General features: G+C 72.3%; 26 protein-coding genes. 4 read left to right on the forward strand and 22 right to left on the reverse strand.

What is annotated here, in order from left to right; all coding sequences use genetic code 11:
* Positions 1–14 precede the first annotated feature (14 nt).
* From AB0H83_RS14705 to AB0H83_RS14720, 4 genes are read right to left on the reverse strand one after another with little or no spacing between them, the layout of a single operon-like run.
* Complete coding sequence (locus tag AB0H83_RS14705; protein ID WP_360092587.1) at positions 15–317, reverse strand: hypothetical protein; 303 nt, start codon at positions 315–317, stop codon at positions 15–17.
* Between the two features lie 30 nt (positions 318–347).
* Positions 348–746, reverse strand: a complete 399-nt coding sequence (locus AB0H83_RS14710; RefSeq protein ID WP_360092590.1) for a YbaB/EbfC family nucleoid-associated protein — start codon at positions 744–746, stop codon at positions 348–350.
* 23 nt (positions 747–769) lie between these two features.
* Positions 770–1,060 carry a WXG100 family type VII secretion target gene (locus AB0H83_RS14715; RefSeq protein WP_360092593.1) on the reverse strand — a complete coding sequence of 97 codons (291 nt, stop codon included), beginning with the start codon at positions 1,058–1,060 and terminating at the stop codon, positions 770–772.
* Between the two features lie 45 nt (positions 1,061–1,105).
* Positions 1,106–1,441: a WXG100 family type VII secretion target gene (locus AB0H83_RS14720; RefSeq protein WP_360092596.1), complete on the reverse strand. Its 336-nt coding sequence runs from the start codon at positions 1,439–1,441 to the stop codon at positions 1,106–1,108.
* 270 nt (positions 1,442–1,711) lie between these two features.
* Here AB0H83_RS14720 and AB0H83_RS14725 point away from each other — a divergent pair, with 270 nt between their 5' ends.
* Both AB0H83_RS14725 and AB0H83_RS14730 read left to right on the forward strand, forming a co-directional pair.
* A complete protein-coding gene (locus AB0H83_RS14725) occupies positions 1,712–2,671 on the forward strand; it encodes a hypothetical protein (protein WP_360092599.1) in 960 nt (319 codons plus the stop codon).
* Positions 2,672–2,674: 3 nt separating this feature from the next.
* Positions 2,675–4,540, forward strand: a complete 1,866-nt coding sequence (locus AB0H83_RS14730; RefSeq protein ID WP_360092602.1) for a hypothetical protein — start codon at positions 2,675–2,677, stop codon at positions 4,538–4,540.
* Here AB0H83_RS14730 and AB0H83_RS14735 read toward each other — a convergent pair.
* On the reverse strand, positions 4,501–6,213 hold the full coding sequence (locus AB0H83_RS14735; protein ID WP_360092605.1) for a right-handed parallel beta-helix repeat-containing protein: 1,713 nt from the start codon (positions 6,211–6,213) through the stop codon (positions 4,501–4,503). The two genes, AB0H83_RS14730 and AB0H83_RS14735, sit on opposite strands and share 40 nt — an antisense overlap.
* 40 nt (positions 6,214–6,253) lie before the next feature.
* Positions 6,254–7,492 (reverse strand): sensor histidine kinase, encoded by a 1,239-nt coding sequence (locus tag AB0H83_RS14740; protein ID WP_360092608.1) that lies wholly within the window; start codon positions 7,490–7,492, stop codon positions 6,254–6,256.
* A gap of 114 nt (positions 7,493–7,606) precedes the next feature.
* Between AB0H83_RS14740 and AB0H83_RS14745 the strand changes: the two genes are divergently transcribed.
* Positions 7,607–8,284: a response regulator transcription factor gene (locus AB0H83_RS14745; protein ID WP_360092611.1), complete on the forward strand. Its 678-nt coding sequence runs from the start codon at positions 7,607–7,609 to the stop codon at positions 8,282–8,284.
* 26 nt (positions 8,285–8,310) lie between these two features.
* On the opposite strand, the gene AB0H83_RS14750 is transcribed toward AB0H83_RS14745, so the two are convergent.
* Positions 8,311–10,917, reverse strand: coding sequence for a LuxR C-terminal-related transcriptional regulator (locus tag AB0H83_RS14750; protein WP_360092614.1), 2,607 nt, complete (start codon positions 10,915–10,917; stop codon positions 8,311–8,313).
* Between the two features lie 311 nt (positions 10,918–11,228).
* Here AB0H83_RS14750 and AB0H83_RS14755 point away from each other — a divergent pair, with 311 nt between their 5' ends.
* Positions 11,229–12,236 carry a LuxR C-terminal-related transcriptional regulator gene (locus tag AB0H83_RS14755; protein ID WP_360092617.1) on the forward strand — a complete coding sequence of 336 codons (1,008 nt, stop codon included), beginning with the start codon at positions 11,229–11,231 and terminating at the stop codon, positions 12,234–12,236.
* Here AB0H83_RS14755 and AB0H83_RS14760 read toward each other — a convergent pair.
* The 15 genes from AB0H83_RS14760 to AB0H83_RS14830 all read right to left on the reverse strand — a co-directional run bounded on the left by AB0H83_RS14760 (position 12,152) and on the right by AB0H83_RS14830 (position 25,859).
* On the reverse strand, positions 12,152–13,735 hold the full coding sequence (locus AB0H83_RS14760) for a glycogen/starch synthase (RefSeq protein ID WP_360092620.1): 1,584 nt from the start codon (positions 13,733–13,735) through the stop codon (positions 12,152–12,154). The two genes, AB0H83_RS14755 and AB0H83_RS14760, sit on opposite strands and share 85 nt — an antisense overlap.
* A complete protein-coding gene (locus AB0H83_RS14765; protein ID WP_360092623.1) occupies positions 13,690–14,724 on the reverse strand; it encodes a hypothetical protein in 1,035 nt (344 codons plus the stop codon). The genes AB0H83_RS14760 and AB0H83_RS14765 overlap by 46 nt, the downstream gene beginning before the upstream one ends.
* A gap of 39 nt (positions 14,725–14,763) precedes the next feature.
* Complete coding sequence (locus AB0H83_RS14770; protein WP_360092626.1) at positions 14,764–15,594, reverse strand: ABC-2 family transporter protein; 831 nt, start codon at positions 15,592–15,594, stop codon at positions 14,764–14,766.
* The gene (locus AB0H83_RS14775) at positions 15,591–16,400 is read right to left on the reverse strand and encodes an ABC-2 family transporter protein (protein WP_360092629.1); all 810 of its coding nucleotides are present in this window, start codon (positions 16,398–16,400) and stop codon (positions 15,591–15,593) included. The genes AB0H83_RS14770 and AB0H83_RS14775 overlap by 4 nt, the downstream gene beginning before the upstream one ends.
* Before the next feature lie 20 nt (positions 16,401–16,420).
* Positions 16,421–17,443: an ATP-binding cassette domain-containing protein gene (locus AB0H83_RS14780; RefSeq protein WP_360092632.1), complete on the reverse strand. Its 1,023-nt coding sequence runs from the start codon at positions 17,441–17,443 to the stop codon at positions 16,421–16,423.
* A gap of 39 nt (positions 17,444–17,482) precedes the next feature.
* The gene (locus AB0H83_RS14785; RefSeq protein ID WP_360092635.1) at positions 17,483–18,256 is read right to left on the reverse strand and encodes a hypothetical protein; all 774 of its coding nucleotides are present in this window, start codon (positions 18,254–18,256) and stop codon (positions 17,483–17,485) included.
* Positions 18,257–18,274: 18 nt separating this feature from the next.
* Entirely contained in the window at positions 18,275–19,084 is an 810-nt protein-coding gene (folE2, locus tag AB0H83_RS14790) for a GTP cyclohydrolase FolE2 (protein ID WP_360092638.1), read from the reverse strand.
* Positions 19,081–19,437, reverse strand: coding sequence for a 6-carboxytetrahydropterin synthase QueD (gene queD, locus AB0H83_RS14795; RefSeq protein ID WP_360092641.1), 357 nt, complete (start codon positions 19,435–19,437; stop codon positions 19,081–19,083). The genes folE2 and queD overlap by 4 nt, the downstream gene beginning before the upstream one ends.
* Complete coding sequence (gene queE, locus AB0H83_RS14800; protein WP_360092644.1) at positions 19,437–20,075, reverse strand: 7-carboxy-7-deazaguanine synthase; 639 nt, start codon at positions 20,073–20,075, stop codon at positions 19,437–19,439. Before queE ends, queD begins: the two co-directional genes overlap by 1 nt.
* A gap of 2 nt (positions 20,076–20,077) precedes the next feature.
* A complete protein-coding gene (queC, locus tag AB0H83_RS14805; RefSeq protein WP_360092647.1) occupies positions 20,078–20,773 on the reverse strand; it encodes a 7-cyano-7-deazaguanine synthase QueC in 696 nt (231 codons plus the stop codon).
* A gap of 229 nt (positions 20,774–21,002) precedes the next feature.
* Positions 21,003–22,043 (reverse strand): Gfo/Idh/MocA family oxidoreductase, encoded by a 1,041-nt coding sequence (locus tag AB0H83_RS14810; RefSeq protein WP_360092650.1) that lies wholly within the window; start codon positions 22,041–22,043, stop codon positions 21,003–21,005.
* Positions 22,044–22,117: 74 nt separating this feature from the next.
* Positions 22,118–22,918, reverse strand: a complete 801-nt coding sequence (locus tag AB0H83_RS14815; RefSeq protein WP_360092653.1) for an SDR family oxidoreductase — start codon at positions 22,916–22,918, stop codon at positions 22,118–22,120.
* Complete coding sequence (locus AB0H83_RS14820) at positions 22,915–23,535, reverse strand: class I SAM-dependent methyltransferase (RefSeq protein ID WP_360092656.1); 621 nt, start codon at positions 23,533–23,535, stop codon at positions 22,915–22,917. The genes AB0H83_RS14815 and AB0H83_RS14820 overlap by 4 nt, the downstream gene beginning before the upstream one ends.
* 97 nt (positions 23,536–23,632) lie before the next feature.
* Positions 23,633–24,700 carry an HAD-IIIC family phosphatase gene (locus AB0H83_RS14825; protein WP_360092659.1) on the reverse strand — a complete coding sequence of 356 codons (1,068 nt, stop codon included), beginning with the start codon at positions 24,698–24,700 and terminating at the stop codon, positions 23,633–23,635.
* Positions 24,690–25,859 (reverse strand): acyl-CoA dehydrogenase family protein, encoded by a 1,170-nt coding sequence (locus AB0H83_RS14830; protein WP_360092662.1) that lies wholly within the window; start codon positions 25,857–25,859, stop codon positions 24,690–24,692. Before AB0H83_RS14830 ends, AB0H83_RS14825 begins: the two co-directional genes overlap by 11 nt.
* Positions 25,860–25,991 lie beyond the last annotated feature (132 nt).

The following is a 25,991-nucleotide window of genomic DNA, read 5'->3' on the forward strand; positions in this document are numbered from 1 at the left end:
GTCCGGGTGACGGGTCACACGATGGTGACGCCGGTGGCGGCCGCGTCATCCTGGGCCATCAAGGTCTGCACCGAACGCGCCGCGTAGTCGCCGGATCGCATCGCCACGTCGGCGAGCTGGGACGCGTTGCTGAGCGTCGCCTCGCTCGACGGCATGTAGTTCGCGTTGAACGTCACCGCGTAGTCATCCACCGGCGCGAGGGCCGTCGCCTGGGCGGCCATGACGGGGTTGCAGGAAAGCCGGGCCTTCAGCGCCTCTGCCTCCGCGCGCAGCCGGTGGGCCGCACCGATCACCTCGCCACCGTTGTCGATCTCCACATACGTGCCCACGCGTAGCTCACTTCCCCGTCACCGTGAACCGGGCCGCTTGCGCAGCTCGGCGTCACTTCGGTACATCACGTCGGCCAGGTCGTCGCCGCCGATCCGGGTCAGTCGCAGGTCGGCCGGCATGCTGTCGTCCACGATCCGGCGCGACCGTTCGTTGAGCTCGGCGACCGCGCGTTCCGCCGCGCCCAGGATCGATGTCGCCAGTGCCTTGGCGTTGGGGCTGCGGAACACGCGCGGGTCGATGTCCAGCTCCACGAGCTGGCCGCGGGGACCGACCATCACCCTGATCAACCGGTCGTCTGACCACGCCTCGCCGCTGAGTTCCATCATCTGCCGCTGGACGTCGGTCAGGCCGGTCAGGGCGTTGCGCAGGTCCGCGACGAGCGCACCCATCGCGTTCCAGTTCGGCCGGTCCGGCATGTCGTCCATGGTGAAGGTGCCCGCTACATGCCCGCGGCGAGCTTGGCGTCGGTGTCCTGGAGCCTCGTCGCACCATCGGCGAGCCGGCTGCCGACCATGCCGAGGGCGAGCTTGATCTCGTTCGCCCCCTTGTCCCAGGCCTGCCGGGCCTCATCACACGCCTGCCCCGAGGCACCCTGCCAGTCGTCGGCGAAGAGTGTGGTGAGCTGCCGGTAGAGCCCGGCGAGCGAAGTGTCCATGTGGGACTCGAACGACTTGATCGCGGCGGCGACGTCGTGGATCGCGCCGAAGTGGTACTTCAGTGGGCCGGTCATGCTGTCTCACCAATCTTCGAGGGCTGCGGGTGTGCGCGACGGCGGCTATCCGCGCAGGGACGCGATCACTGTGCCGCCGAAGTCGCCGGCCGTGTCGATGGTTCGCGCGACGTCGCTGTCGTCGGTGGAGAGCTCGCTCGCCGCGTTTCGCATCTTGCCGGCGAGTACGCCGAGCGCCTGGGTGATCTGCAGCATTCCTTGATGGAGACGCTGCGAGGAACCCTGGAGGGCCTTGTCCGCCATGCCGGCCAGCCCGGTGCCGCTGAGCCCTTCGATCTGCCCGACGAGGGTCTTCATGCGTGCGACGAGATCCTCACTGATCCGATCGCATTGCTGTGCTTGCGCCACCATCTGCTCCGGGCTCGCCAGAAGTCCAGCCATGACGTCGCTCCAAATCCTCAACGCGCCCCGCCGAGGGGCCCGACCCGGGCGACACGATCGCGCGCCCACTGTGGATTCGCCGACCGTAACCGCTGGCAGGCCGCTCGGCCAGAGCTGTTCGCCACAGTCATACCGGCGCGGTCGGCCACGGCCGCGGCACATACCACGATGGGTGGAGAGCCGGTTGTCCGTACCACCAGGGTTCGTCTGGGGAGTCCGTCCAGCGATCGACGCCCGTAGTTTTTGCATGACATACCGTCGACCGGGGGCATGCGACGCGACAGCGAGGTGAGCATGGCGGGCAGCGACAAGGTCGAGGTGGACCTCGACGATCTGGTCGACTACGCCAAGAAGCTCGGTGACGACTCCAGGGACGTCATGAGCCGGGCGGCCGGCGGCATGACCTCACTGAGCGCGCTGCCCATGCGCGCCTTCACCGGCCCGGTGCTGACCGAGGCTTCGCTCGCCCAGGTCGCGCTGGTGCACAACGCGACCGAGCTGAGCGTCTACCTGGTGAACCTGGGCCAGGCGATGTTCAACATCGCGTCCGCGGCGCAGACCATCGCGGACTCATACGGTGGCTCCGACGGCTCAGCGGCGGTGTCGATCGACGCGGTGAGGTTCGCCTTCGGCGATCCCACGGCGGCCAGACCACCCGGGCTGCCGACCAACTTCCCCGTCACCACCTACGAGGACCAGCAGAACGCCGATGACGCGCCCGCCGCCGACACCGGAACCTGGACCAGCGCTCCGCCCGTCGCCGGACCGTACGGTGTGACCGAGTACGTCTCGACCAACTCGGCCACCGGTGAACGGCGAACGATGCTCGAATGGCGCGATCCCGCCACCGGAACGATCGTGCGCACGACCACCAGCTCGAACGGCAGCGTCACGGTCTCCCGCACCACCACGACGCAGACCGGTGACCGCACCGTGACCCGCACCGAGACGGAAGTGCGCGCGAAGCCGGGCGCGAAGCCCGTCACCAGCAGCCAGACGGTCGAGCGGTACCAGGACGGCGGCTCGGTGCGTACCGACTACGACGACGAGGGCAGGAAGACCCGCGAGCAGAGCGACACCAGGAACGCGGACGGCACCTGGACCAACAAGACGACCGTCTACAAGGACGGAAAGGGCCAGGTCACCGGGCAGTACCACACCGAAGCACACACACCGGGACCGAAGCCCACCGACCCGTACGCCGACGCGGCCAAGCCGATGGGCAATTGACCCGTGGCCGAGGACTACTGGGGTGGCGGCCTTGATCCCGTGGTCGGTGGCCCCAACGGGGAGGGCACCAGCTACAACCCGGTGCCCGAGGTGGGCGGTGAGTTCACGCCCCGGACCGCGGGTGACGGCACCACCGGCGATGACATCAAAATGATCTACGACAAGATCATGAACCAGCATCCGGAGATGCTCACCGCGCTCGCGCAGCAATGGAGCCAGACCTACACCACGCTCGAGGGGTTCCGGACCAGGCTGCTGGAGCGCAGCAACACGCTGCGGAAGACGTGGAAGGAGTCCGCCGCAGGCCCGGTGTTCATGCGGACCGGGCCGGGTCGCACGCTCACCTACCTCGACGACTGGATGCGCGCGGCGAACAGCAACAGCACCGCGGCCAACGCCCTGGCCCAGATCGTCACGACCGCCCGCGCGGACATGCAGCGGCTGTGGCAGGAGTACGAGCAGGCGATCGACAACGTCCTGAACCCGCCGTGGTACGACATCGCCCCCAAGGGCTACGGTGCGCCGACCCAGGCTCAGGAGCTCCTGTGGGCGCGACAGCGCTACACCAAGCGGGCGCAGGCGCTGGCAGCTCGGGTCGCGGGCCAGATGCTCGACGTGTACCCCACCCTGACCGCCGGCCGTGGTCAGCCGTTCTTTCCCCCGAACGCGGTGCTCAACTCCCCCGGTCACCCGCCGCTGCCAGGTGGCCAGCCCGGCGCACCGCCGCCTGGCCCGCAGGGCAAGCCACCACCGGGCAAGCGGCCACCACCGGGCAAGCGACCGCCGCAGGGCGAGCGACCGCCGCAGGGTGAGCAGCCGCCGCAGGGCGGGGGCATACCGGTACCGCCGCCGCAGGGTGGGGCAGTGCCGGCACCGCCGCCGCAGGGAGCGCCAGCACCGGCGCAGACGCCACAGCCCGCGCCGGTGCCACCGCCGGCGCGGACTCCACCAATGCCCGCCCCGCCCGGTGTCGCGCCGGTGCCGGCCGTGCCGTACGCCCCGCCGGCACTGCGGACCATCGGGTTGCCGCCGGCACTCGCGGCGTCGTCCGTGGTGCCCACCGGCCTGCCAGAACGCGCCGCCGGTGCGGGTGCCGGTGTTCCGCGGCCGGCGCCCGGCCTGCCGGCCAATGGCGTGCTGGGCGCCGGCCAGAGCCGGACAGCGGCGGGCGCGACGGGTCCGGCGACCCCGATGGCCTTGCCGCCGCCGAACGGGCAACCGCGCGACGACACGCCCGGAGCCCTGCCGCGACCGGTCACGAACGGCGTCGGCACACCGTTCGCGCCACCGATGCCGAGTACGCCGGGGGTGCTTGCCCGGCCGGCCCGGCACCTGGCTGACCGGGGGGCACCGCCGCCCAGCGCCACGCCGGCCGTGCCCGGCCTCGCCGCGTCCGCTCCGCCGGTCCTGGCCGCTCCGGCCGCTCGTCGCCCGGCCCCACCAGGCGTCTCCCGATCCGGCTCACGCCCGGGTCCGGGGGCCTATGAGACCCGGTCGCGGGACGGCCGGAACGCCGCGTCCGACTGGCTGGGTATCACGACGGCCCAGGCCGATGCGACCACGCCGGTGCTCGACCGCCCGGCATCGGCGGCCCATGGCGACGACGCCGGCTCGATCGTCCACGCCGCGGGACAGCCCAGCACCGGTACCGCGCCGGCGGTTGGACCACGGCGACAGCCCGTCACCCCGCCCGAACTGACCGCCCGGCACCTGCAGCGGCGGGCTGCTCCTGCCGACCGGAGCGAGGACGGGAGCACCGGAGCCGGCACCGGACGGTGGGAGGTGCCCACCCCGGGTGGCGGTGTCGTCGGCCGGGAGGAGGAGACCGGCTACCGCGAAGAACCGCGGCCGACGCTGCGCGGAAGCTGACCGGTCGCGCTCAACAAGTCATCCAGGACGAGGGTGCGCAGGTCGTCCCGGTCGGGCATGCGGCCGCTCGCCCGCAGGCGCCCGGCCTGGGCCTTGCGCATGCTCTCCAGCAGCTTCCGTGCCTCGCGCGCGTTGCCGAAACTGCGGTCCCGCTCCGCCTGCGCGAACCATTCGAGCAGCGCCCCGTCGAGCCCGGGCTCGAACTGGTAGTCGTCGATGCGGGCGATGCGTTCGATGATGAGCACGAGCTCCGCGGCGGTGTAGTCCTCGAACTCGAGGGACTTGGTGAACCGGGACGCGAGGCCCGAGTTGGCGTTGAGGAAGTCCTGCATCTCCGAGGTGTAGCCGGCCACGATGACCGCGATCTCGTTGCGGTGGTCCTCCATGAGCTTCACCAACGTGTCGACCGCCTCCTGGCCGAAGTCGGCCGAGCCGCCGGAACGGGTGAGCGTGTAGGCCTCGTCGATGAACAGCACCCCGCCCAGGGCGTCCTCGAAGACCGCGGTCGCCTTCTCGGCGGTGTGTCCGATGTACTGCCCGACCAGGTCGCGCCGCGAGACCTCTTTGAACTTGCCGTTGGGCAGCACGCCCAGTGCCCGCAACAGCTGGCCGTACACCCTTGCCACCGTGGTCTTCCCGGTGCCCGGGGACCCGGCGAAGATGAGGTGATTGCCGACCGCGCCGACCGCGAGACCCGCTCCCCGCCGCCACTCGTTCACCTGGATCTCGTCGATGAGTCCGCGGACCTGGGCCTTCACCCCGGCCAGGCCGATCATCGAGTCGAGCTCGGCGAGCAGGACATCCACGGTCGGCGCACCGTGCCCAGCCGTCGCGCCCGGCGTGATGACGCTGGCCCGCCGATCCGGACCGCCGGCGGGGGAGTTGTGCACGGTCGCAGTGGCGCCCGGGTCGACGACCACGGGCGGGCCCGCGGTGTGCTCGATCCGGCAGTCGGCGACCGTGCCGCGGCAACCGGCCCCGACCTGTATACCCGGGCCCTGCGTGTCGTGGACCCAGCAGTTGGTCACCTCCGGCGCGCTGTGTTCGGTGATGTGAACACCGGCCAGTGCGGTGGTGGAGATCTCGCATCGGGTGATGGTCGGCTGGCTCGCCTGGTAGACGTAGATGCCGCGCTGCCCGCACCGGATGACGGCAGTGTCGCGGATGGTCGGATCCGCCGCGAGCCGCACGATGATGCCGTCGCCGGTCACGTCCTGGACCGCGCACCGGTCCAGCAGCCCGGAGGATTCCTCGATGACGAATCCGTGCTGTCCGCCGGCCACCTTGACGTCCCGCGCCGTCAGGTGGGTGCCACGGAGTGCGGCAAGCCCCGCGGCGTAGCCCACCCGCAGCTGGCAGCCCTCCACTGCCAGCCTGGTGCCGAGTGCGTGAACGGCGGGGTAGTCGCCGGAGATGAGGACGAGCCCGCGCAACGAGACGTCGCCACCGGCACAGCGAAGCGCGCTGCGTCCCGTCTGCCCGGCGTCCACTGTGACCGAACCGTTCTCGCCCGCCGCGACCAGGCTCACCCGGCGACCGTCCAGACGCAACGCCTCCGGATAGACGCCCGGCGCGATCGAGATCACCGCACCGTCAGCGGCAACCTCGATCGCGTCGGAGATCGTGGGGAACGCACCCATGGTGTGCTGCGAAACGGTCAGCGTCTGGGACATAGCTCCACCGAGGTGAGGGATCGCCAACGTCGTCGCCAGCTTACGCGGCGACGCCGCCCGGCGCGGTCGTCGTCTCGGACACAAGCGTCGTGGTGGGAAGGGTGAGCACGACTTCGAACCCGCCCTCAGCGCGATGGCCGGCGGTCAGTGTCCCGCCGTAGAGCCAGGCCCGTTCGCGCATGCCGGACAGTCCGAGTCCCACCCGTTCCCGAGGCGCCTGCTGCGGCGGGCGCGCCCGGCGGCCGTCGTCGGTGATCCGTACCGTCAGTTCGGACTCGCCGTACGTGAGTGAGATGGTGGCCCGGGCCGGTGCCGCGTGTGCGAGCACATTGGTCAGCCCTTCCTGGATGACGCGATAGGCGCACAGATCCGCTCCCGGCGCCAGCGGCCGTTGCCTGCCGGCGACGACGACATCGACCGGCACCCCCGCCGCGCGTACCCGGTCGGCCAGGACCTCCAGGCGGCCCAGCCCCGGCGCCGGACGGATGGTGGACAGGCCGGGATCGTCGGGACGTGACGGCTCGTCCGGGTCGATGCGCAGCAGGGCGAGCATCCGGCGCATCTCGGCCAGCGCCTCCCGGCTGGTGTCCGACACCGTGTTCAGCGCGGCGTGCGCGGTGTCCGGGTCGCTGGTCAGCACGTACCGGGCCAGCCCGCTCTGGATGGAGATCACTGACATGTGATGCGCGATCACGTCGTGCAGCTCACGCGCGATCCGTACCCGCTCCTCGACCACGGCCTGACGCGCCCGTTCCTTCTGCTCGACGTGCAGGCGTGCGGTCATCGCGGCCAGCATGGCGTTGCGTTCGGCCAGGCGACGCGTCTGGGTCCCGACGAGGACCGCCGCGAGCGGTGCGATGAGCGCCTGGATCACGGCGAGCGGGAGGGGCAGTTCGGCAACGACCCCGTTGTGCAGCACGGCCGCGCCCGTGACCACCCAGCCGAGGACCACCGCGCTGCCCGTCCGTGACGCGGACACGAAGAACAGTGCGATGACCGGGCTCCAGAAGTTCAACGACGGCTGGTAGCCGGCTGCGATGTACCAGATGAACGCCGCGTTGGACACCAGGAGCACCGCCACGGGGAAGCGTCGCCGCAGCGCCAGCGGCAGGCTGATCACGCAGGTCAACACGTAGGCCAGCAGGTCGAACCCGACCGAGTCCTCGGGATGGTACTGATGGCCTGCCAGGCAACCCGCAGCCGCCAGTGTGACCGCGATGGCCGTGTCGACGACCAGTGGATGGGTCCGCGGGAATCCTCGGATTGACGCAAGACGCATCGGCGCAGCGTAGCGCCAGCACCACGAGGCGACGAAGCGCCGGACAGGACCACTTCGTCACGCGGACGGTACTGTGGGCGGCCTGGACGGGTGGCGCCACAACTGGAGGTTTCGATGACCCGGGTGTTGATCGTCGACGACCAGGTGCTGATCCGGGCCGGCCTGGCCGCGCTCATCGCCGCCGCACCCGAACTGGAAGTGGTGGGTCAGGCCGCCGACGGCGTCGAGGCTGTCGCACTCGCGGCAGGCACCCGGCCCGACGTGGTGCTGATGGACATCAGGATGCCCGGCCTCGACGGGATCAGCGCGACCGAACAGATCCTGCGTGAAGTCCGCTGCGCCGTGCTCATCCTGACCACATTCGACGTCGACCAGTACGTGTACGCGGCGCTCCGCGCCGGTGCGAGCGGGTTCCTGCTCAAGGAGAGCCCCCCGGAGCGGCTGCTCGCCGCCATCCACACCGTGGCCGCGGGCGAGATGCTCTTCGCCCCGACCGTGACGCGCCGGCTCGTCGAGGCGTACGCGTACCACCAGCGACCCGTGGTCGACATCCCCCTCGACCTGCGCGAGCTCACCGCACGGGAGCTCGACGTGCTGCGGCTGGTGGCTCGTGGCATGACGAACGCCGAGATCGGCAAGCACCTGTCGGTGAGTGAGGCGACGGTCAAGACCCATCTGAACCGCAGCATGGCCAAGCTCAACCTGTCCAGCCGTGCCCAGGCCGTCGTGATCGCGTACGAGAGCGGGCTCGTGACGCCCCAGCGCGCCAGCCCCGGTCCTTCTGACGGTTGAGGTGCTGCCCGGCGCAGGGCCGGCGGTCAGTCGCGCAGGACCTGGGCGAGCTGGCTGCGCTGCCGGATGCCGAGCTTCTCGTAGGCGCGCTGCAGGTGGTTCTCCACCGTGCGGACGGACAGCACCAGCCGGTTGGAGATCTCGTTGTTGCTCAGGCCGGCCGCGGCCAGGGCGCAGACCTCGCGCTCCCGGCGGGTGAGGCCGGCGGCGGGCGCCGGTTCCGCCAGCCACCCCGGCCGGTGGCCCTCGCAGCGGTCCCGCAGCTCGGCGATCCGCCGCGTCAGCCGCGTCGCCGTGCGCTGGTCCGCCTCCGGGCAGGCGAGCCGCGCCCGTACCGCAGCCTCCAGGGCGAGCACGAGATACCGGCGGTGCTCCCAGGAGAGGCTGATCGCTTCCAGCCGGCCGGGATCGGCGTCGGCCAGGGCGTCGGCGTAGTCGGCGTACCAGGTGAACAGCGGGCTGTCGGACATGCCTGCCACGTTCCTGATCTCGGCGGCCACCTCGGCCGACGGCTCGATCCGCGACCACAGGTGCAGGGCCTCCATGGCGGAGGAGACGATGCCGGTGCTGGTGAACCTTCCCGCGAGTTCGCGCAGGTGGTCCACCGCCGCGGACAGCTGGCTGGTGCCCGCCAGCACCAGGGCCTTCGCGAGCTGGGCGTAGTCGCCGCTGCGGCTGTCCACCGGCAGCAGGTCCTCCACGGCCGCGATCGCCTTCCCGGCGTCCGCTGCCTGGCCGCGATGGGCGGCCCACCACGCCTCCATGCTGAGGATGTTGGCCCGGATCGGGAAGAGCGTCCGGGCGTCGGTGACCGCCAGCGCCTCACTGGTCCACCGGGCGGCCTCGACGACCCGGCCGCTGTCGCCGGCGCAGATGCCCATCATCATCGCCAGCAGGCCCACACCGTCCTGGTCCCGGTGGGCCACGGCGTCCCGGTAGTACCGCTCGGCAAGGACCGCGGCCTCGTCCAGCCGGCCGCACATCACCAGTGCGTGGATATGGCATGCCTGGGTGGCGGCCCGCATCGTCGGCCAGGTCGGCTGCAGCGACGCCTCGTTGGCGAGCTCCGCCGCCGCCTGCGCGGGGGCTCCCACGTAGACCAGCACGTGCGGCAGCAACGGGCTCAGCGCGACGGCAAGAAAAGGGTCCTGCGGCGGTTGCTGCAGCGCGGCGGCGACGGTGGCGGCGGCGTTGATGTCGGAGCCGTAGAAGACCGCGATGCCGGCCTCGGCGACCAGCATCTCACCGTGGACGCTCTCCGGCAGCTGCCGGTGCGCCTCGTCGAGCACGGCCAGCGCCACGTCCGGCTGCCGGAGCCCCCAGAACAGGTTCAGGGCGCGCAGTGCCGCCGCCCGCGCCCGGGTGACCGGGTCGTCGAGCCCCGCGTACGCGGCCGCCAGCAGCGGTTCGGCGTCGTGCGGCCGGCCCAGCGCGACCTGTGCCCGCGCCGTGTGCCACGCGCCCGCCGGCCCGGGGACGCTGCGGGCCAGCCGATCAGCCAGGGACGCACCGCCCCGGACCAGCGCGGCGTCGGCCGCGGCGAGGACCGCGTCGGGGTCGACCGGCAGGCCCGCCTCGCAACGCCAGGACATGAGCCGGATGCGGTCCTCGACCGACATGTCGTCCGGCTGCATGGCCTCGACGAGTTGCCGGAGCAGCCGCCGGCGGCGCAGCGGCTTCGTGCGGGCGCGGACCGCCTCGCCGAACAGCGGGTGGCCGAGCCGCACGAGCACGTCGGCGTCGCGCTGCACCAGCCGGATGAGGCCGAACTCCTCCAGCCGCTCGGCCACCGGCGCGGCGACCAGCCGGTCCAGCACGGCCGGTGACAGCGGCTCCGCGAACGCCACGAAGGCGAGCGCGGCGGCCTCGTCGTCGGTCAGGACGCCGACGGAGACCTCGACCGTCTCGTACAGCCGGCGGGTGGAACGGCGGCCGGGCCGCCAGTTCCAGACGCCGTCCTGACACACGAGGGTGGCGTCGGTCATGGCGGCGCGCAGGGTCTCCCGGACGAACAGGGGATTGCCCAGCGTGATCCGCCAGAACGTGTCGAGGGCCAACCCGCTGACCGGGCCGCCGAGCACGGCGGTCACGAGGGCGTCGTGGCCGGCCCGGTCGAGTGCGCCCACGTCGATGCGCTCCAGCGCGCCGGCACGGCGCAGCTGCGCGACGGCCGGCGCGTTGACCACGTTGTCCCGGACGGTCGCCAGGACCTTGACCGTGCCGTCGGCGAGCAGTCGCTCGAGCAGGGCGGCCGTGGCGTCGTCGAGCCAGTTCGCGTTGTCCACGCCGACCAGCACCGGACCCGCCGGGGAGACCGCGGCGAGCTGCTGCTTCGCCAGACGCAGCGTCTCGGTGAGACCGGCGTCGGCCGGCGGGGCGAACTCGGGGACGGCGCCGAGCGGCACGTCCTGCCAGGACGACGTGGCGGTGATGTGCACGACCCGGGCACCGCCGCGCTCGACGTTGTCGAGGGCGGCACTGAGCAGCCGGCTCTTGCCCACACCGGCCTCGCCCGCCAGCAGGACCCCCGAGGTGGCGGTGGAGGACAGCGCACGGGCGATCGCGGCAAGTTCGGCGGACCGGCCCACCAGCCACTGGTCGCGCGCTGTCGGTTCGCCGTCAGTCGTGCCCAAGCTCGCTCCTCCTGGTACTCAGTCGACGCCGCGGTGCCGGGCCGGGTGCGCCGGATGGGCATCCGCACGGGCGCCGACCAGCACCGGGAGCGTCGGCCTCCGGGTATACACCAGCTTGTCCACTTCCTAGCCGGATGACGGTCGCCGGCCGATCCGATTGAGTACCGGCTACTCAGGACGTCAATTCGCGTGATGGCCAGGCTGTTCGTACTCGGGTCCGCCGCCCCGCTGACCGGTGCGCCGCATCGACGGCAGGGATTGGCCGGAACCGTCGTGAATCCGACTGATCGTGGTACAAGGAGATAATCGCGATGAACCGCGTTGAGGGGAACGCCGGCAATCTGGACGACCTGACAGTGGCCGCGTACCGCCAGCTCGTGGAGACCGGTGACTGGGACGTCGACAGTCTGCACGCCGCGACGGGTGCGCCGATGGAGGAGCTCGACGCCGTGCGCCGCAGCCTGGCGGCGCTGCGGGTCATCGAACCCAGCCAGGATCAGGACTGCGGCTGGACCGCGGTGTCACCGCACGTCGCGATGGCCCGTCTGGTCACGCCGATCGAAGCCGAGGCCCGGCACCGCGCCGCGCACGCGGCCCGGCTGCGCAACCAGTTGCAGCGGCTGGTGCCGGTCCACGAGCAGTCGCTGCACTCCAGGTACGGTCAGGCGCTGGAGGTCGTCTCCGACGAGGCCGCGCTCGCCGACCTGCTCGACGACGAACTGTCGCAGTCCGTGGCGAGCGTGTCGGTGCTGGTGCCCGACGCGACGCACCTTCCCGCGCGCCGGTACGCCGACGCCTGCGCGCGCGGTGTGCGGGTCCGGGTGGTCCACCGGCACGCCGTCCGGTACCACCTGCCGACCGCCGTGGTCATGGAGACGCTGACCGGTGCCGGGGCGGCGGTCGGCACGGTGGACGAGCTGCCGCTGGGGCTGCTCACCTTCGACCGCCGGACCGCCGTGCTGGTCACGGCGGAGGGCGGGCCCGACCCGGCGGCCCCGGCGGCCGGGCTGCCGCACGGTGCCGCCGTGGTGGTCCGCCAGCCGCTGCTGGTGGCGATGCTCGCGGACCTGTTCGACAGCACCTGGCACCGCGCGATGCTGTTCGAGCCCGCCGACCCGCAGCCGCACTGCGTCCCGGACGACGTCAAGCGGGCGATCCTGCGGCTGCTGGCCACCGGCGCCAAGGACGAGGTCGTGGCGCGCCGGCTGGGTATCTCCGTGCGCACCTGCCGGCGTCACATCTCCGACGTCATGGACTCGATCGGGGCCACGAGCCGCTTCCAGGCCGGCGTGCTGGCCCGCGCGTCGGGGCTGCTCTGAACCCCGCGCCGGTGACCGCCGCCGGGCGGCAGGAGGCGGCGGTACACGGCGGCGTACCGGTCGGCGGCCGTGTCCCACGACCAGGACGAGCGCATGACCCGGCGGCGCACCGTCGCCGCCGGGCCGGTGGCCAGCCACTCGAGCGCCGCGTCGACGGTCTGCCGGACCGAGGCGGAGGTGTGCTCCGGGATGTGGAAGCCGGTGCCGTGCTCCGGGTCGTGCCGGAGGTCCACCACCGTGTCCCGGAGCCCGCCGACCGGGCGGACCACCGGCACGGTGCCGTAGCGGTAGGCGATGAGCTGGTTGAGGCCACCGGGTTCGAACAGCGACGGCATGACGGTGAGGTCCGCCCCGGCGTAGGTGAGCCACGCGACGTCCTGGTCGAACTGCGGCACGTGCGCCAGGTACCCGGCGGCGGAGCGGCCGAGCCGGCGCAGCTCCTCGTCGAGCGGTGCGGCGGCCGGGCCGACCAGCACCAACCTGACGCGGCCGGCCCGCACGGCCGGGCTGAGCGCGGCGATCAGCAGGTCGGTCCCTTTCTCGGGGACGAGGCGTGAGCAGACACCGATCACCGGCACGTCCGCGTCACCGGCCAGCGACAGCCGCTGCCGCAGCAGGAGCTTGTTGCGGCGCTTGCCCTCCTCGGCGCTGTCGGCGTCGTACGGCACTGTCGCGCGGCCGGTCGCCGCCGGGTCCCACAGCCGCTCGTCGACGCCGAAGATCACGCCGGAAAGCCCCGAGGCGCGCAGTGCGGCGCCCAGCGCGTCGGCGGGTGGGCGGGCCAGCAGCTCGGCGGCGTAGGTCTGGCTGCAGGTGAGCGTCGCGTCGGCGGCCAGCGCCCCGGCGAGCAGCAGGTTCGGCCGTCGCGGCGCGGCCATCACGAGCCGGTGGACCTGCCGTGGCGGCAGGCCCAGGTCGGCGGGGTCGGCCCGGAGCACACCCTCGTACTCGGCGTTGTGGATGGTGAGCAGCTGCGGCAGCCGCGGGAACCGTTCGCGCAGGTGCGCCATCGCCGCGCCCGACTGCCAGTCGTTGCCGTGCACGAGGTCGTACCCGGGACCGCCGGCGGCCAGCCAGTCCGCGACGCACCAGCCGAAGAACGCCGCCCGTTCGGCCTCGTCCGCGAACGGGCCGTAGGCCGCGTCCCGGTAGATGCCGTCCCGCTCGTACCAGGCGTCCGCCCGCACCAGGTACACATCTGCGGCGTCGCCGCCGGGCAGCAGCCGGTGTACGGTGGCGGCGGAGCGGACCCCGGCGACCAGCCGCTCCGGCAGCCGGCAGACCTCCTGGGTGCGCAGCGAGTGCCGGCGGACCAGCCACGGGTAGTAGGGCAGCACGAGGTCGTGGCGCAGGCCGTGCCGGCGGTGCAGGGCGGCGGGCAGGGCCGCGCTGGTCAGTCCCAGGCCGCCCTCGGCGAACAGCGGCGCGTACTCCTGGGTGATGAACAACGCCGTCATGGCCGGCGCCGGCCGGCCGTCGGCGAAGCCTCGTCCAGGCACGCCACGAACCGGCCCAGCAACCGCTGCTCCGTGGCGCGGATGCCGTCCAGCAGCGGCTTGGCCTCGGTCATGAAGTCGCCGGCCTTGTGCCCGGCGGCATGGGCCAGCATGAGGGTGCGCAGCGTCCAGGCCTGGCGCTCGACCTGCTTGTACGGATCGACGAGGTCACCGACCGGCGGCACCAGTTCAGCGCAGCGGGCGAGCCGCGCGACCATCATCCGCTTGTGCTCCCACAGCACCTGGAGGTTGCGGATGTCGTACTCCACCGAGCCCGCGTGGTACTCGTCGAGGTAGGACTGGAGCACGTCGTAGGTGGCCATCCCGTAGGCCCGGTCCCACCAGGGATCGCGCAGTGACTGAAAGTGGGCCGAGCAGTTGTGGGACTCGAGGTACTCCTCGATGCTGTCGGCGACGAAGCGCAGGTCGAAGGTGTACTCGCCCCGGTCGTTGTAGCGGTACATGGTGAACGGCACGTCGTAGTACGGGTCGCTGCCCATGCTGGTGTACGCGGTCAGCAGGTCGTCCTGCGGCAGCCGGGTGGAGCGGTACATGATCTCGTGGTCGAAGCCCAGGACGCTGTAGGTGCCGTCCTGGTCGTCGACGCCGTAGATCATGATGTCGTGCGGGTAGTCCTGGGCCCGGTCGTAGGCGATCCGGTCGGGGATGTACCTGAAGTTCAGCGTCAGGTAGACGTAGAAGTCCCGGTCGATCGCCTCGCGGACGTAGTCGTCGATGGTCCGGCCCGGCGTCGACGTGCACCACTCACGGTTCAGCCGCAGGGTCTCCAGCCAGGGACTCTGCGAGTAGTCGTAGGTGTAGAAGGCGAACGGCACGGGCGCGGTCTTCCACGAGTGCTCGTACACCACGTTGACGTAGTGGCTGAGCACCCAGTCGCTCGCCTTGGCATGGTTGGCCAGGATGGTCAGCGGATAGGCGTAGAACTGGTAGGCGTAGGCGAGCGGCATCTGCACCGGGAGAAGCTTCTTCAACGCTGACGGGCCTTTCCGTGACGAGGGGGATGCGCTTGTTCAGTTGCCGGTCGACCGGTAGGCGGCCAGGCCGCGCGTCCAGGCGGCGAGAGCGACCGCGACGGCCCCGGCGGTGACCACGGGCAACCAGACGAGTTGCCCGGGCTCGCCGGACAGCAGGTATGCCACCGGCACGGTCGCGGTGAAGGCGAAGGGCAGCACCCAGGTCAGCACCCACTGGAACGGTGCCGGGTAGAGGCCCACCGGGAACCCGGCGAACTCGGCGACCTGGTTGGCCGCGTGCATCGTGGGATGGCTGATCAGCACCCAGAACGCCAGCGACGCGCACAGCAGTTTCACCGAGGCGTAGATCAGCGCGCCGCACAGCACGCACAGCGGCGCCACCACCAGCGTGCCGGCCGACCACAGCGGCACGTCCAGCCGGTGCCCGGCGTAGCCGACGAGGCTGATCCCGACGATGAGCTCCGCGGCTCCGTCGGGCCACAGAAACCGTTCGGCCACGATCGAGTACAGCGGCCGCAGCGGACGTACCAAATACCGGTCGAACTCTCCCGTGTAGACCAGGCGGCCGGCCACGAACCACAACCAGTCGGTGAACAGCCGGTCCAGCCCGCGCGGCAGCAACGCGAAGCCGAACAGGAACAGCACCTCGTCCCTGGTCCAGCCGTCCAGCGTCGGCACCCAGTTGAAGACGATCCCGATCAGCAGGCACTGGACGCCGGTGCGCACGACGAAGCCGATCGCGCCGAGCAGGAAGTCCGCCCGGTACGTGACGAGGCGGCGCAGGCTGACCCGGCACAGGAACCAGGTGAGGCCGGCGTAGTAGAGCAGGCCGTGCAGCGTGGCCGGTGCGGTGGCGGCTCGGTTCATCCGCGCAGCACCCCGATCCTGACGACCAGCCGGCGCCACAGCAGCGCGCACAGCAGTACCGTCCCGGCGGTCCACAGCGCCTGGTGCGCCAGCAGGCGCAGCGCGTCGGCCGTGGTGTCGTAGCGGCCCAGGAACAGCCGCACCGGAGTGTCGATCATGCTGCGGAACGGCAGCAGCGCCGCCGCGTGGGCCAGCGGTGCCGGCATCGCGTCGGTGGGCACGAGGCCGCCGGAGAACAGCCCCACCACGGTGGTCTTGAGCAGCGTGACCCCCCAGGTGTTGGTGGTGACGATCGCGTGCATGCCGGTGATGAGGTTCACCGCGAAGGCCAGCACGACGGAGCAGGCCGCCGCGACGGCGAACAGCGCCAGGTCGGCGGCGCCCGGCCACCGCAACGGGAACAGCCAGGCGAACAGCGCGAGCACCGGCAGGGCGACCAGCAGCAGGTCGGCGACGATCACCGGGACCGCCAGGCAGAAGCGCATGAGCGGGTAGCGGGCCGGGCGCGCCAGCGCCACGGCGATGTTGCCGGTCATGATGTCGTTGGCGAACTCGCTGTCCACCCGGTTGTCGTGCAGCCGGATCAGCAGCTGCGCCACCAGCAGGTAGGTGGTGATCGTCGGCAGGGTGAACCCGCCGGGCGCGGGGTGCGACGGGTGCTGGTACACGGCCCGCCACAGGAACACCACGACGGCGGTCGTCGTCGCGGTGGTGGCCACGCTGACGAAGAAGCTGGCGCGGTAGCGCAGCACGCTCTGGAAGCCCACGCCGACGAAGGCGAGGTACCGCACCACTGAACCGGCCATGTGCCCTCGCACCGCTCCGGTCATGTGCGCACCGCGCGGGCGTCGTCCGGGGTGCCGCCGGCGTACAGTTCGCCGAGCACGTCCTGCAGGTCCGGCTCGGGGGCGTAGCAGTCGGTGACCTCGAAGCGGGTCAGCAGCGTGGCCAGCACCTCGCGCGACGACCAGCGTGCCACGTCGTACCGCAGCCTGATCCTGCCCTCGTCGGCGGCGGTCGCGGTTACGCCGGGCAGCGCCTCCTCGACCGTCCGGATGGTCTCCGCGGTGCCGAGCGTCCCGGCGTGGCCGAAGATGGTGTACCGGTGTGCCGCCCGGTCCAGCAGCGCCCGCAGACTGCCCTCGTGGACCACCCTGCCGCCGCTGAGTATCACCGTGGAGTCGCAGATGGCGGCGATGTCGTTGAGGTCGTGGCTGGTGAGCAGCACGGTCGTGCCCAGTTCCCGGTTCGCCCGGTTCAGCAGTTCGTGGACCGCCCGCTTGAACGCCAGGTCAAGCCCGATCGTCGGCTCGTCCCAGAACACGACGGCCGGGTCGTGCAGCAGGCTGGCCGCGATCTCGGCGCGCATGCGCTGCCCCAGGCTCAGCTCGCCGACCCGGGTCGTGCCGAGCGCGTCGAGGTCGAGCAGCTCGCGGAACAGGGCCAGGTTGCGCCGGTACACCGGGTCCGGCACCTCGTAGATGCGCTGCAGGATGCGCAACGCGTCCGGCACCGACAGGTCCCACCACAGCTGGCTGCGCTGGCCGAAGACGACCCCGATCCGGCGGGCGTTGCGGCGGCGGTGCCGGTACGGTTCGAGGCCGCCGACGGTGCAGCGCCCGGAGGTCGGGGTGACGACGCCGGTCAGCATCTTGATGGTGGTCGACTTGCCCGAGCCGTTCGGCCCGATGTACGCGACCTTGGCGCCGGCCGGCACGGTGAACGTCACCCCGTCGACGGCACGGACCAGGCGGTGCTCCCGCCGGAACAGCGCGCCGAGCCCGCCGAGCAGGCCCGGCTTGACGTCGTGTTGTCGGAACTCCTTGGTCAACGCCTCGGCGCGGATCATGAGCGGCTGTCTCCCGGTGCGGCGGATCGGTCGGGTGCGTCAGGACAGTTGGTCGAGCACGCGCAGGTCGTTGCGGAGGAACCAGCGCACGTCGCCGATGCGGTGGCGCAGCGCCAGCACCCGCTCCAGCGAGATCGACAGCGCGACACCGTGGAAACGGTCGTCGACCCCGACGCTGCGCAGCACCTCGCGGGTGAGCAGCCCACCGGAGCCGATCTCGACCCGGGCGGTGCCGAAGCAGAAGTCGCAGCCGTCGCCCCGGCACAGGCGGCAGTCGAGCTCGACGGCGAGGCCGGGCACCACGTACGGCACGGCCCGGTGGTACCGCAGCCGGGGCGGGCCCGCCCAGTCGAGTACCTCTTCCGCGAGGCTCTCGATCAGGCCCTTGAGATCGCTGAGGCGCACCTGCGGCCCGGTGGCGACCGCCTCGACCGAGTGGAACTGGGTGAGCTGCCGCACGCTGGGCACGGTGTTGCGGTAGCAGGCCCCGGTCACCACGAACCGGGCCGGTTCGTGGTGTTCCCGCAGCCGTCGCAGGGCCGAGGCGGTGGTGTGGCTGCGCAGCAGCCTGCCGTCACCGATGAAGAACGTGTGCCGGGGCGTGCGCAGGGGCGCGTCGTCCGGCACGCCGAGCAGGTCGAAGCTGTGCCGGAGGTCCTCGAGCTGGCTCGAGTCGTGCCAGGCGAACCCGTGCCGGGCCAGGTGCCCGACGAGCTGCTCCGTCAGCGTGGTCAGCGGGTGCGGGCCACCCGGCGGGGGCGCCGGCGGCGGGCAGGTCAGATCGAACCCGCCGCCGGCCGCAACGTCGGACATCGGCCTCGTCGCCATCCGTCAGGGCGCCGTCGCCGCGCCGGCCGGCCCCCGCCAGGAGACCTTGGCGTACGCGGCGTGGTTGTGGATGCTCTCGTCGTTGACGACACCGACGGCGCCGGCGACCACGCGCGGGTCGTCCCGCAGCGCGACGACGACGTTGCGGGCCATGTCCTCGACGAAGACCGCGTTGTCGTAGGCGGCCATCGTGACGTGCCGCTCGTCGGGACGCTTCAGCAGGGCGTACAGCGGCGACGACGCGGACCGCTCGGCGATGTCGACGAGCTCGTCGAACCACAGGCCGCCGCCGGTGTCACGCAGCTGCACCTCGATGGTCACCCGGCCGCGCTGATTGTGTGCGCCGCGGTCGCTGATCGCCTTGCTGCACGGGCACACGCTGGTGACCGGCACCTCGGCGCGCAACCGCACGGTGCTGCCGTCCGGCCCGGCCGTGGCGGCGACCCCGCAGCGGTAGTCCATGAAGGACACCGCACCGGACACCGGGGCCCGCCGTTCCAGGAAGTAGACGAAGGACGCGTCGACCTCGGCGCGGTCGCTGCCCATCCGCCGGCGCAGGTCGTCCGCGACGCCGGCGACGCCGGCGGCACTGAGCTGCTCCCGCCAGTCGTGCAGGACCTCGACGAAACGGCTCAGGTGCGCGCCCTTGACGTCGCGGGCGACGTCGACGGCCATCCGCATGACCGCCACGGTCTCGCGCTTGGCGCCCTGCCCGTCGCAGACGAGCACCGGGTAGTGCAGGCCCTCCACGCCGACGGAGTCGAGTGCGACCCCGCGGGTGTCCGGCAGTGCCTGGACGTCGACGAGTGTCATGCCTGCCCCCGGTACGTGCAGGCCGAGGTGCACGTCTCGCGCACCACGACGGCGGACAGCGGCAGTTCGGCGGCGAGCCGGTGCCAGGTCCAGCGCGCCAGGTTCTCACTGGTCGGGTTCTCCAGGCCGGGTAACTCGTTGAGGTACCGGTGGTCGAGCTCGGCGACGACCGGCGCGACGGCGGCCTTGATGTCGGCGAAGTCCATGAGCCAGCCGGTGTCGGGGTCGACGTCGCCCTGGACGTGGACCTCGAGCCGGTAGGAGTGGCCGTGCAGGCGGCCGCACTTGTGCCCCTCCGGCACCCGGGGGAGCCGGTGTGCGGCCTCGAAGGTGAACTCGCGGTAGATCTCCACTATGCGATCCCTAGGTACTTGTGGGTCTGCAGGCTCAGCTGCCACTGCGGGTGGGTGAGGCAGTAGGCGACGGCGGCGGCCGTGTTCGCCTCGCGGTCCGGGCCGTCCATCGGCTGCAGCATGAACCGCTTGAAATCCAGATGTTCGAACCGTTCCGGCGGCGCGTCCGGCTGCGGATAGACGAGCTTGAGATCATCGCCGCTGGTGATTACGAGCTCCGCGGTGCCCTTGGGGCTCACGCACAGCCAGTCGACGCCGCCCGGTGCGGGCCGGGTCCCGTTGGTCTCGACGGCGACGTCGAAGCCCCGCTCGTGCAGGGCGGCGACGGCCGTGGAGTCCAGCTGCAGCAGTGGTTCGCCGCCGGTGCAGACCACGTTGCGGCGGGCGCGTGGATGATCCGCGCCCTGCCACGCCCGGTCGACGGCGGCGGCGAGCTCGTCGGCGGTGGCGAACCGGCCACCACCGGGCCCGTCGGTGCCGGTGAAGTCGGTGTCGCAGAACCGGCACACGGACCGGTGCCGGTCCCGTTCCCGGCCGGTCCACAGGTTGCAGCTGGTGAAGCGGCAGAACACCGACGGCCGGCCGGCCTGGCTGCCCTCACCCTGCAGGGTGTAGAAGATCTCCTTGATCCGGTACACCGTCAGCCGACCGGTCGCAGCGCGGGATCGGTGACCCCCACTTCGGCGAAGCCCCGGGCCCGCAGCAGGCACGAGTCGCAGCTGCCGCACGCTCGCTCGGCGACCGGGTCGTAGCAGCTGTGGGTCAGGCCGTAGTCGACGCCGAGGGACAAGCCCCGCTCGATGATCTGCGCCTTGGTGAGGTCGATCAGCGGGGTGTGGATGCGCAACCGGGTGGTGCCCTCGACACCGGCCCGGGTGGCGAGGTTGGCCATCCGTTCGTAGGCCGCGATGTACTCCGGCCGGCAGTCCGGGTAGCCGCTGTAGTCGAGCGCGTTGACGCCGATGAACACGTCGGCGGCGCCGAGCGTCTCGGCCCAGGCCAGCGCGAACGACAGGAAGATGGTGTTGCGGGCCGGGACGTAGGTCACCGGAATGTCCGCGGCGACGTCGTCCGCGCTGTCGTGGTGCGGGACCGCGATCGAGTCGTCGGTCAGCGCGGAGCCCCCGAAGGCCCGCAGGTCGATGTCGGCCACGACGTGCGCGCTGACACCGGCCGCGGCGGCCACCCGCGCCGCGGCGTCGAGCTCGACGGTGTGGCGCTGACCGTACCGGAAGCTCAGCGCATACGGGTCATGACCTTCGGCGCGGGCGATCGCCAGCACCGTGGTGGAATCCAGCCCTCCGCTGAGGAGGACCACTGCCTTCGGCTTGCTCATCGGCCACCTTTCGCTCAGCACGGCCGCCGGCTGGCGTGCCACGCGGTGTGGTGCGGCGTATCGGTCGGATGCGGCGCAACCCGAGGCTAGGACCGCGCGGTGCGTGCGGGCGAGGGGTTGCCGGCGGGGATTAGCTGCCATGCCGCAACAGCACAGGGGCACAAATCGGATGCGTACCGGGCCGGCCCGCCCACCGTTGTCCACAGTGGACGGGCCGGCGGTGCCGCGGTCAGTCCGGGGCGGGTGCGCTGCCGGCCTGTGCCCGCTCGTACAACTCGACGATCGTGTCGAGCGTGGCCACCGCGTCGCCGGCCGCGGACAGCATCGGCTCTCCCGTTGCGACGCTCCGGCAGAAGTCGGCGATCAACCGGCGGTGGGAGGTGCCGTAGTACGCCGGTCCGGGCGGCTCCTCGGCGAGGCTGCGGTCGCGTTCCGCACCGGCCAGACTGTCGAGCCGGGCGCTGCCGCCCCAGTCGTGCACCCGGCCGGGATGATCCAGGTCGAACACGATCCAGCCGAGGTCGCCGACCAGCTCGATGCGGCTGCGCCACTCCTCGCTGCTGCCGACGGTCACGTTGAGGGTCACCGGGGTTCCGCCGGCGGACAGCAGCCCGCTGAGCGTGTCCTCGGTCTCGATGACGTCGCCGAGCACCCGCCGGCCCGCGAGCGCGCCGGCCACGGTGACGTCGCCGCAGATCCAGTGGATGGCGTCGAGGGCGTGGTAGCCCTGGTTGACCAGCGCCGAGCCGCCCTCGCCCGCCACGGTGCCGCGCCAGTAGCTGCCGGTGTAGTAGTCCGCCGGGCGCCGGGCCTTGAGCTGCACCGCGCCGAAGACGAGCCGGCCGAGCTCACCGTCGGCGACCCACCGCCGCACCGCCAGGACCAGCGGGTCGTAGCGGTGCTGGGCCACGACGGCGAGCACCAGCCCGTGCTGTGCGGCGAGTGCGGTGAGCCGTCTGGCCTCGGCTGGGTCCAGGCAGATCGGCTTCTCCACGAGGACGTGCTTGCCGGCCCGCAGCGCCCGTTCGACGAGCGGGCCGTGCTGGGCGTGGTCCACCGCGATCGACACGCTCGTCACGCCGGGGTCGGCGAACAGCTCCTGCGGGTCCCGGGCGGTGCGGGGGATGCCGTGCTCGGCGGCGAACGCGGTCACGTGCGCCTCCCGGTCGCACGCGGCCGCGACCGACCAGCCGGGCACGCGGGCGAACCCGTCGACGTGGTTGGGCGCCACCCGGCCGCAGCCGATGATCGCGTGCTGGAATCCGGTCACGTTGCTCTCCTTTGTCGTACGGTCCGGCTCCTGGGTCCGGCGCTGTCGGGTGTGCCGGGTCCGGCGCCCGCCGGTCACAGGTAGCCGTAGCTGAGCCAGCCGCCGTCGACGACGAGGGTCTGCCCGGTGACGTAGGCCGCCTCGTCCGAGGCGAGGAACAGCACCGGGCCGGTGATGTCGTCCGGGCGCCCCCGCCGGCCGATCGGGATCCGGCGTAGGAACTCGTTGCCGCGCAGGTCGCCCTCGGCGAGCGCCGGGTGTGGTGTCTCGATCTGGATCATGCCGGGGGCCACGGCGTTGACGGTCACGCCGCGCCCGGCCCACTCCACGCCCAGCACCCGGGTCAGTTGCAGGACGGCGCCCTTGCTCGCGGCGTAGGCGGCGCGGCCCGGGAACGCGGTGAACGACAGCAGCGACGCGAAGTTCACGATGCGGCCGCTGCCGCGGTCGAGCATCGAGCGGCCCACCGCCTGACACATGAGCATCGTCCCGACGGTGTTGGTGTCGAGCACGGTGCGCAGCTCGGCCTCGTCGATCGACTCCGACGGGCCCATCGCAAACACGCCGGCGCAGTTGACCAGCACGTCGACGGGGCCGTTGCGGCGGACGATCTCATCCACGCCGGCCCGCACCTGCTCGGCCCGGGAGATGTCGAGCGGCACGCACAGCGGCCGGGGCGAGCCGCCGGCCTGGACCTCGCCGGCGACCTGGTGCAGCTGGACAGCTGTGCGGCTGGCGATCGTGAGCCGGGCGCCCTCGCGGGCGAACGCCAGCGCGACCGCCCGGCCGATGCCGCGCCCGCCGCCGGTGACCACGACGTGGCGACCGGCGAAGCGCTGCCGGGCCGGGGCCGCCGGTGCATCCGTGGCGCTCACCGGCGGGTGAAGACGCCGAGCCAGTGCCACTGGTCCGGGCGCTTCTCGGTCGGCAGGTTCCGGAACCGCCGCAGTTCCTCCACACGGAAGTACGGCAGCAGCGGCTCGAGGATGTCGTCGGAGGTCAGGCGCAGGGGCCCGGTCCCGCTGCTCATCCGGTCGGAGAACCCCACCATGACGAGCAGCCCGCCGGGCCTGGCCAGGCGGGCCGTCTCCGCCGCGTAGGCGGCACGGGCGTCCGGCCGCACGTTGTGGTAGACGAAGGAGTCGTGCACGACGTCCGCGCAGTCGTCCGGCAGCGGTACGGCCAGGATGTCGCCCTCCACGAAGGTCACCTCGCTGCCGTAGAACCCGGCCAGCTGGCGGGCCTTGGCCAGCGCGACGGGCGACCGGTCGACGCCGGTCACCCGCATGCCGTGCCGGGCGAGGAAAACGGCCTGCACGCCGGGCCCGCAGCCGAGGTCCACGACCCGTGCGCCCCGGGGGATGCCGGCGTCGATGACCAGCTGGGCCAGCGGCGGGCTCACCGCCGTGGTGACCCAGGAGATGCCGGACAGTTCGCGGTCGTCGTAGTGCACCTTGAAGTCTCGGGCCCAGTGTTCGGCGAAAGCTTCCACGTCTTCGTTCCCGTCCTTTTCACTGTGGAGGTTGCGCCGCCGCGGCCGAGCGCGGCGGCTGGAGGTTGCGCCGCCGCGGCCGGGCGCGGCGGCTGGATCAGCCGGCTCGCGCCGGTAGCACGTCGGCGGCGACGAGGTGTACGTACTGCGGGACGGCCCGGCTCGCGCCGGCACCGAGCCGCAGCCGGCGGACCCCGCCGTCGGCGCTGTCGTCGCCGTCGTCGGCGAACCCGGCCAGCCGGTAGACGACGTACATCGGCCGGTTCACCTCGTTCGGCAGGAAGTCGGCGGTGAGCTGGACCCCGGCGGCGTCGCACTGCTGCGCCAGCCAGGCCAGCACCACCCCGCCGACGTTGCGGCCCATCACCCGGCACGACATGAGCAGCAGCCGGATACGCCACTCGTCGCGATCGCGGGCGAGCAGCACCAGGCCGACGGTGCCGTACGAGCCGAACCGGTCCTCGAGGCCGATCACGAGCAGCGTCTGGCCAGGATCGGGCAGGACGGCCGCGAGGTCGGCCGCGGAGAACACCAGCCCGGTGGTGTTGAGCTGGTGGGTGCGTTCGGTCAGCTCGGCGGCGCGCAGCAGGTCCTCGGGCACGGCGGGCGCGATGGTCAGCCGCAGGCCGAGCGAGGCGAGGAAGTCCGAGCGCGGGCCGCGGAAGTCGTCCTCGTAGCGGCGCCGGACCTCCGCCTGCCGGTACAGTTCGCGGCGGCGGCCGGCCTCGGGCGTGACGACGGCGTCGAGCTCGGGGCGGGTGAGCAGGTCGTCGAGCGCGGCGGCGTCGACGCAGCGCACCTGCGGGTGGGCGTGGGCGACCTCCGCGCGTTCGAACGGCGAGTCGTCGATGAACAGCAGCGTGTCCAGGCCGATGTTGAGCTCGGTGGCGACCGCGCGCACCAGCTCGGACTTGGGCAGCCAGGAGATCTGCGGGTGCAGGAAGAACTCCTCGACGCCGAGCTGCCGCAGCCGGGCGATGGCCCGGTCCGGATCGTTCTTGCTCGCGATCGAGTGCAGCACCCCCCGCTGGTCCAGGGTGGTGAGGATGTGGCGGACCTGCGGCCGCAGCGGCCCGGCGGATCCTTCGGACAGCGTCCCGAGCCACAGCGTGTCGTCGAGGTCCCACACGACGCACTTGACCCGGTCGGCGGGTTCAGCGGGCATCGGCTCCTCCTTCCGGGGGCGGTACGGCGGCACGGTCGCGGAAGCGCGCCAGGAGCTGTTCGGCGACCATGTGCTGCAGCAGTTGGGTGTTGCCTTCGATGAGCTCCATCACCCGCGCGTCGTGCAGGTGCCGGTCGACGGCGCCGCCCTCGACGAGGCCGTCGGCGCCGTGCAGCTGCGCGGCGGCCGCCGCCGCGGTCGACGCGGCGCGGCTGGCCGCGAGCTTCGCCGCCAGGACGTGGCCGACGGCCCACTCGTCGCCCCGGTCCAGGGCGTCGCCGGCGCGCCGGCACAGCAGGCCGGCTGCCTCGACGGCCAGTCCGGCGTCGGCGAGCAGTCCGCGTACCAGCTGCAGCCCGTGCAGCGGGCCGTCGAACTGGTGGCGGGTCACGGACCGGCGCAGCGCGGCCGACAGCGCGGTGCGGGCCAGCCCCCAGGCTCCGTAGGCGACGCACAACCGGCCCAGAGTCAGCGCGTCGGTGGCGATGTGCGTCAGGGCGGTCCCGGGCCGGCCGAGCAGCCGGCCGCGGTCCACCGCGCACTGCGTCAGTCGCAGCTCGGCGAGGCGGGACGCACGGAACCCGCTGGCCGGCGCGGCCGCCCGCACCTCGACGCCCGGGTCGTCGCGCCGTACCACCAGCGCCAGATCCCGGCCGTCGGCCACCGCGAAGACGAGGAACACGTCGGCGACCTGACCGAACGTGACCCAGGTCTTGCGTCCGTCGAGCACCCACCCGCCCGGCGTCGGCCGGGCCGACGTGCTGATGCGGCGGATGTCGCTGCCGGCGCCCGGCTCGGTCAGCGCGAACGCCGCGACGCACCGGCCGGCGGCGAGCATCGGCAGCAACTCCTGGCGCAGCGCGGCGTCGCCCCACCGGGTGACGGCCCGGCTGACCATGCCGTGCACGGTGAACAGGCTCTGCAGCGCGGGCGACACCTCGGCCACGGTGCGGTTGACCTCGCCGAAGGCCGCATGGCCGAGCCCGGCCCCGCCGTGGCGGGCCGCGATCATCCCGCCGGGCAGGCCGGTCGCGGCGATCTGCCGCACGAACCCGGCCGGGAACCCGTCGCGATGCGCTCCGGCCTCGTCGACCTGCGCCAGCAGTTCGGTGAGCGCCGGCGCGGCGGCGGCCGGTGCCGGCGAGCAGGTGCCGCTCATGCCGTCACCTCCGCTGCGCTCCGGCGCCGGCCTGAGCTCCACCCTGAGCTGCTGATTCGCGGCCCTCCGCTGCGCTGCGGCCCGCTCATGCCGTCACCTCCGCTGCGCTCCGGCGCCGGCCTGAGCTCCACC

This window comes from Dactylosporangium sp. NPDC050688 (genome assembly GCF_040654515.1).
GTDB lineage: Bacteria > Actinomycetota > Actinomycetes > Mycobacteriales > Micromonosporaceae > Dactylosporangium.

What these genes read in the sequence shown, in the direction of transcription:
- folE2 (WP_360092638.1), bottom strand. Translation starts at nt 19,084, where the DNA reads ATGACACTCGTCGACGTCCAGGCACTGCCGGACACCCGCGGGGTCGCA.
- AB0H83_RS14720 (WP_360092596.1), bottom strand. Translation starts at nt 1,441, where the DNA reads ATGGCTGGACTTCTGGCGAGCCCGGAGCAGATGGTGGCGCAAGCACAG.
- AB0H83_RS14785 (WP_360092635.1), bottom strand. Translation starts at nt 18,256, where the DNA reads ATGTCCGACGTTGCGGCCGGCGGCGGGTTCGATCTGACCTGCCCGCCG.
- AB0H83_RS14830 (WP_360092662.1), bottom strand. Translation starts at nt 25,859, where the DNA reads ATGAGCGGCACCTGCTCGCCGGCACCGGCCGCCGCCGCGCCGGCGCTC.
- AB0H83_RS14780 (WP_360092632.1), bottom strand. Translation starts at nt 17,443, where the DNA reads ATGATCCGCGCCGAGGCGTTGACCAAGGAGTTCCGACAACACGACGTC.
- AB0H83_RS14825 (WP_360092659.1), bottom strand. Translation starts at nt 24,700, where the DNA reads ATGCCCGCTGAACCCGCCGACCGGGTCAAGTGCGTCGTGTGGGACCTC.
- AB0H83_RS14725 (WP_360092599.1), top strand. Translation starts at nt 1,712, where the DNA reads ATGCGACGCGACAGCGAGGTGAGCATGGCGGGCAGCGACAAGGTCGAG.
- AB0H83_RS14755 (WP_360092617.1), top strand. Translation starts at nt 11,229, where the DNA reads ATGAACCGCGTTGAGGGGAACGCCGGCAATCTGGACGACCTGACAGTG.
- AB0H83_RS14735 (WP_360092605.1), bottom strand. Translation starts at nt 6,213, where the DNA reads ATGTCCCAGACGCTGACCGTTTCGCAGCACACCATGGGTGCGTTCCCC.
- AB0H83_RS14770 (WP_360092626.1), bottom strand. Translation starts at nt 15,594, where the DNA reads ATGAACCGAGCCGCCACCGCACCGGCCACGCTGCACGGCCTGCTCTAC.
- AB0H83_RS14775 (WP_360092629.1), bottom strand. Translation starts at nt 16,400, where the DNA reads ATGGCCGGTTCAGTGGTGCGGTACCTCGCCTTCGTCGGCGTGGGCTTC.
- AB0H83_RS14715 (WP_360092593.1), bottom strand. Translation starts at nt 1,060, where the DNA reads ATGACCGGCCCACTGAAGTACCACTTCGGCGCGATCCACGACGTCGCC.
- AB0H83_RS14740 (WP_360092608.1), bottom strand. Translation starts at nt 7,492, where the DNA reads ATGCGTCTTGCGTCAATCCGAGGATTCCCGCGGACCCATCCACTGGTC.
- queC (WP_360092647.1), bottom strand. Translation starts at nt 20,773, where the DNA reads ATGAGCAAGCCGAAGGCAGTGGTCCTCCTCAGCGGAGGGCTGGATTCC.
- AB0H83_RS14710 (WP_360092590.1), bottom strand. Translation starts at nt 746, where the DNA reads ATGCCGGACCGGCCGAACTGGAACGCGATGGGTGCGCTCGTCGCGGAC.
- AB0H83_RS14745 (WP_360092611.1), top strand. Translation starts at nt 7,607, where the DNA reads ATGACCCGGGTGTTGATCGTCGACGACCAGGTGCTGATCCGGGCCGGC.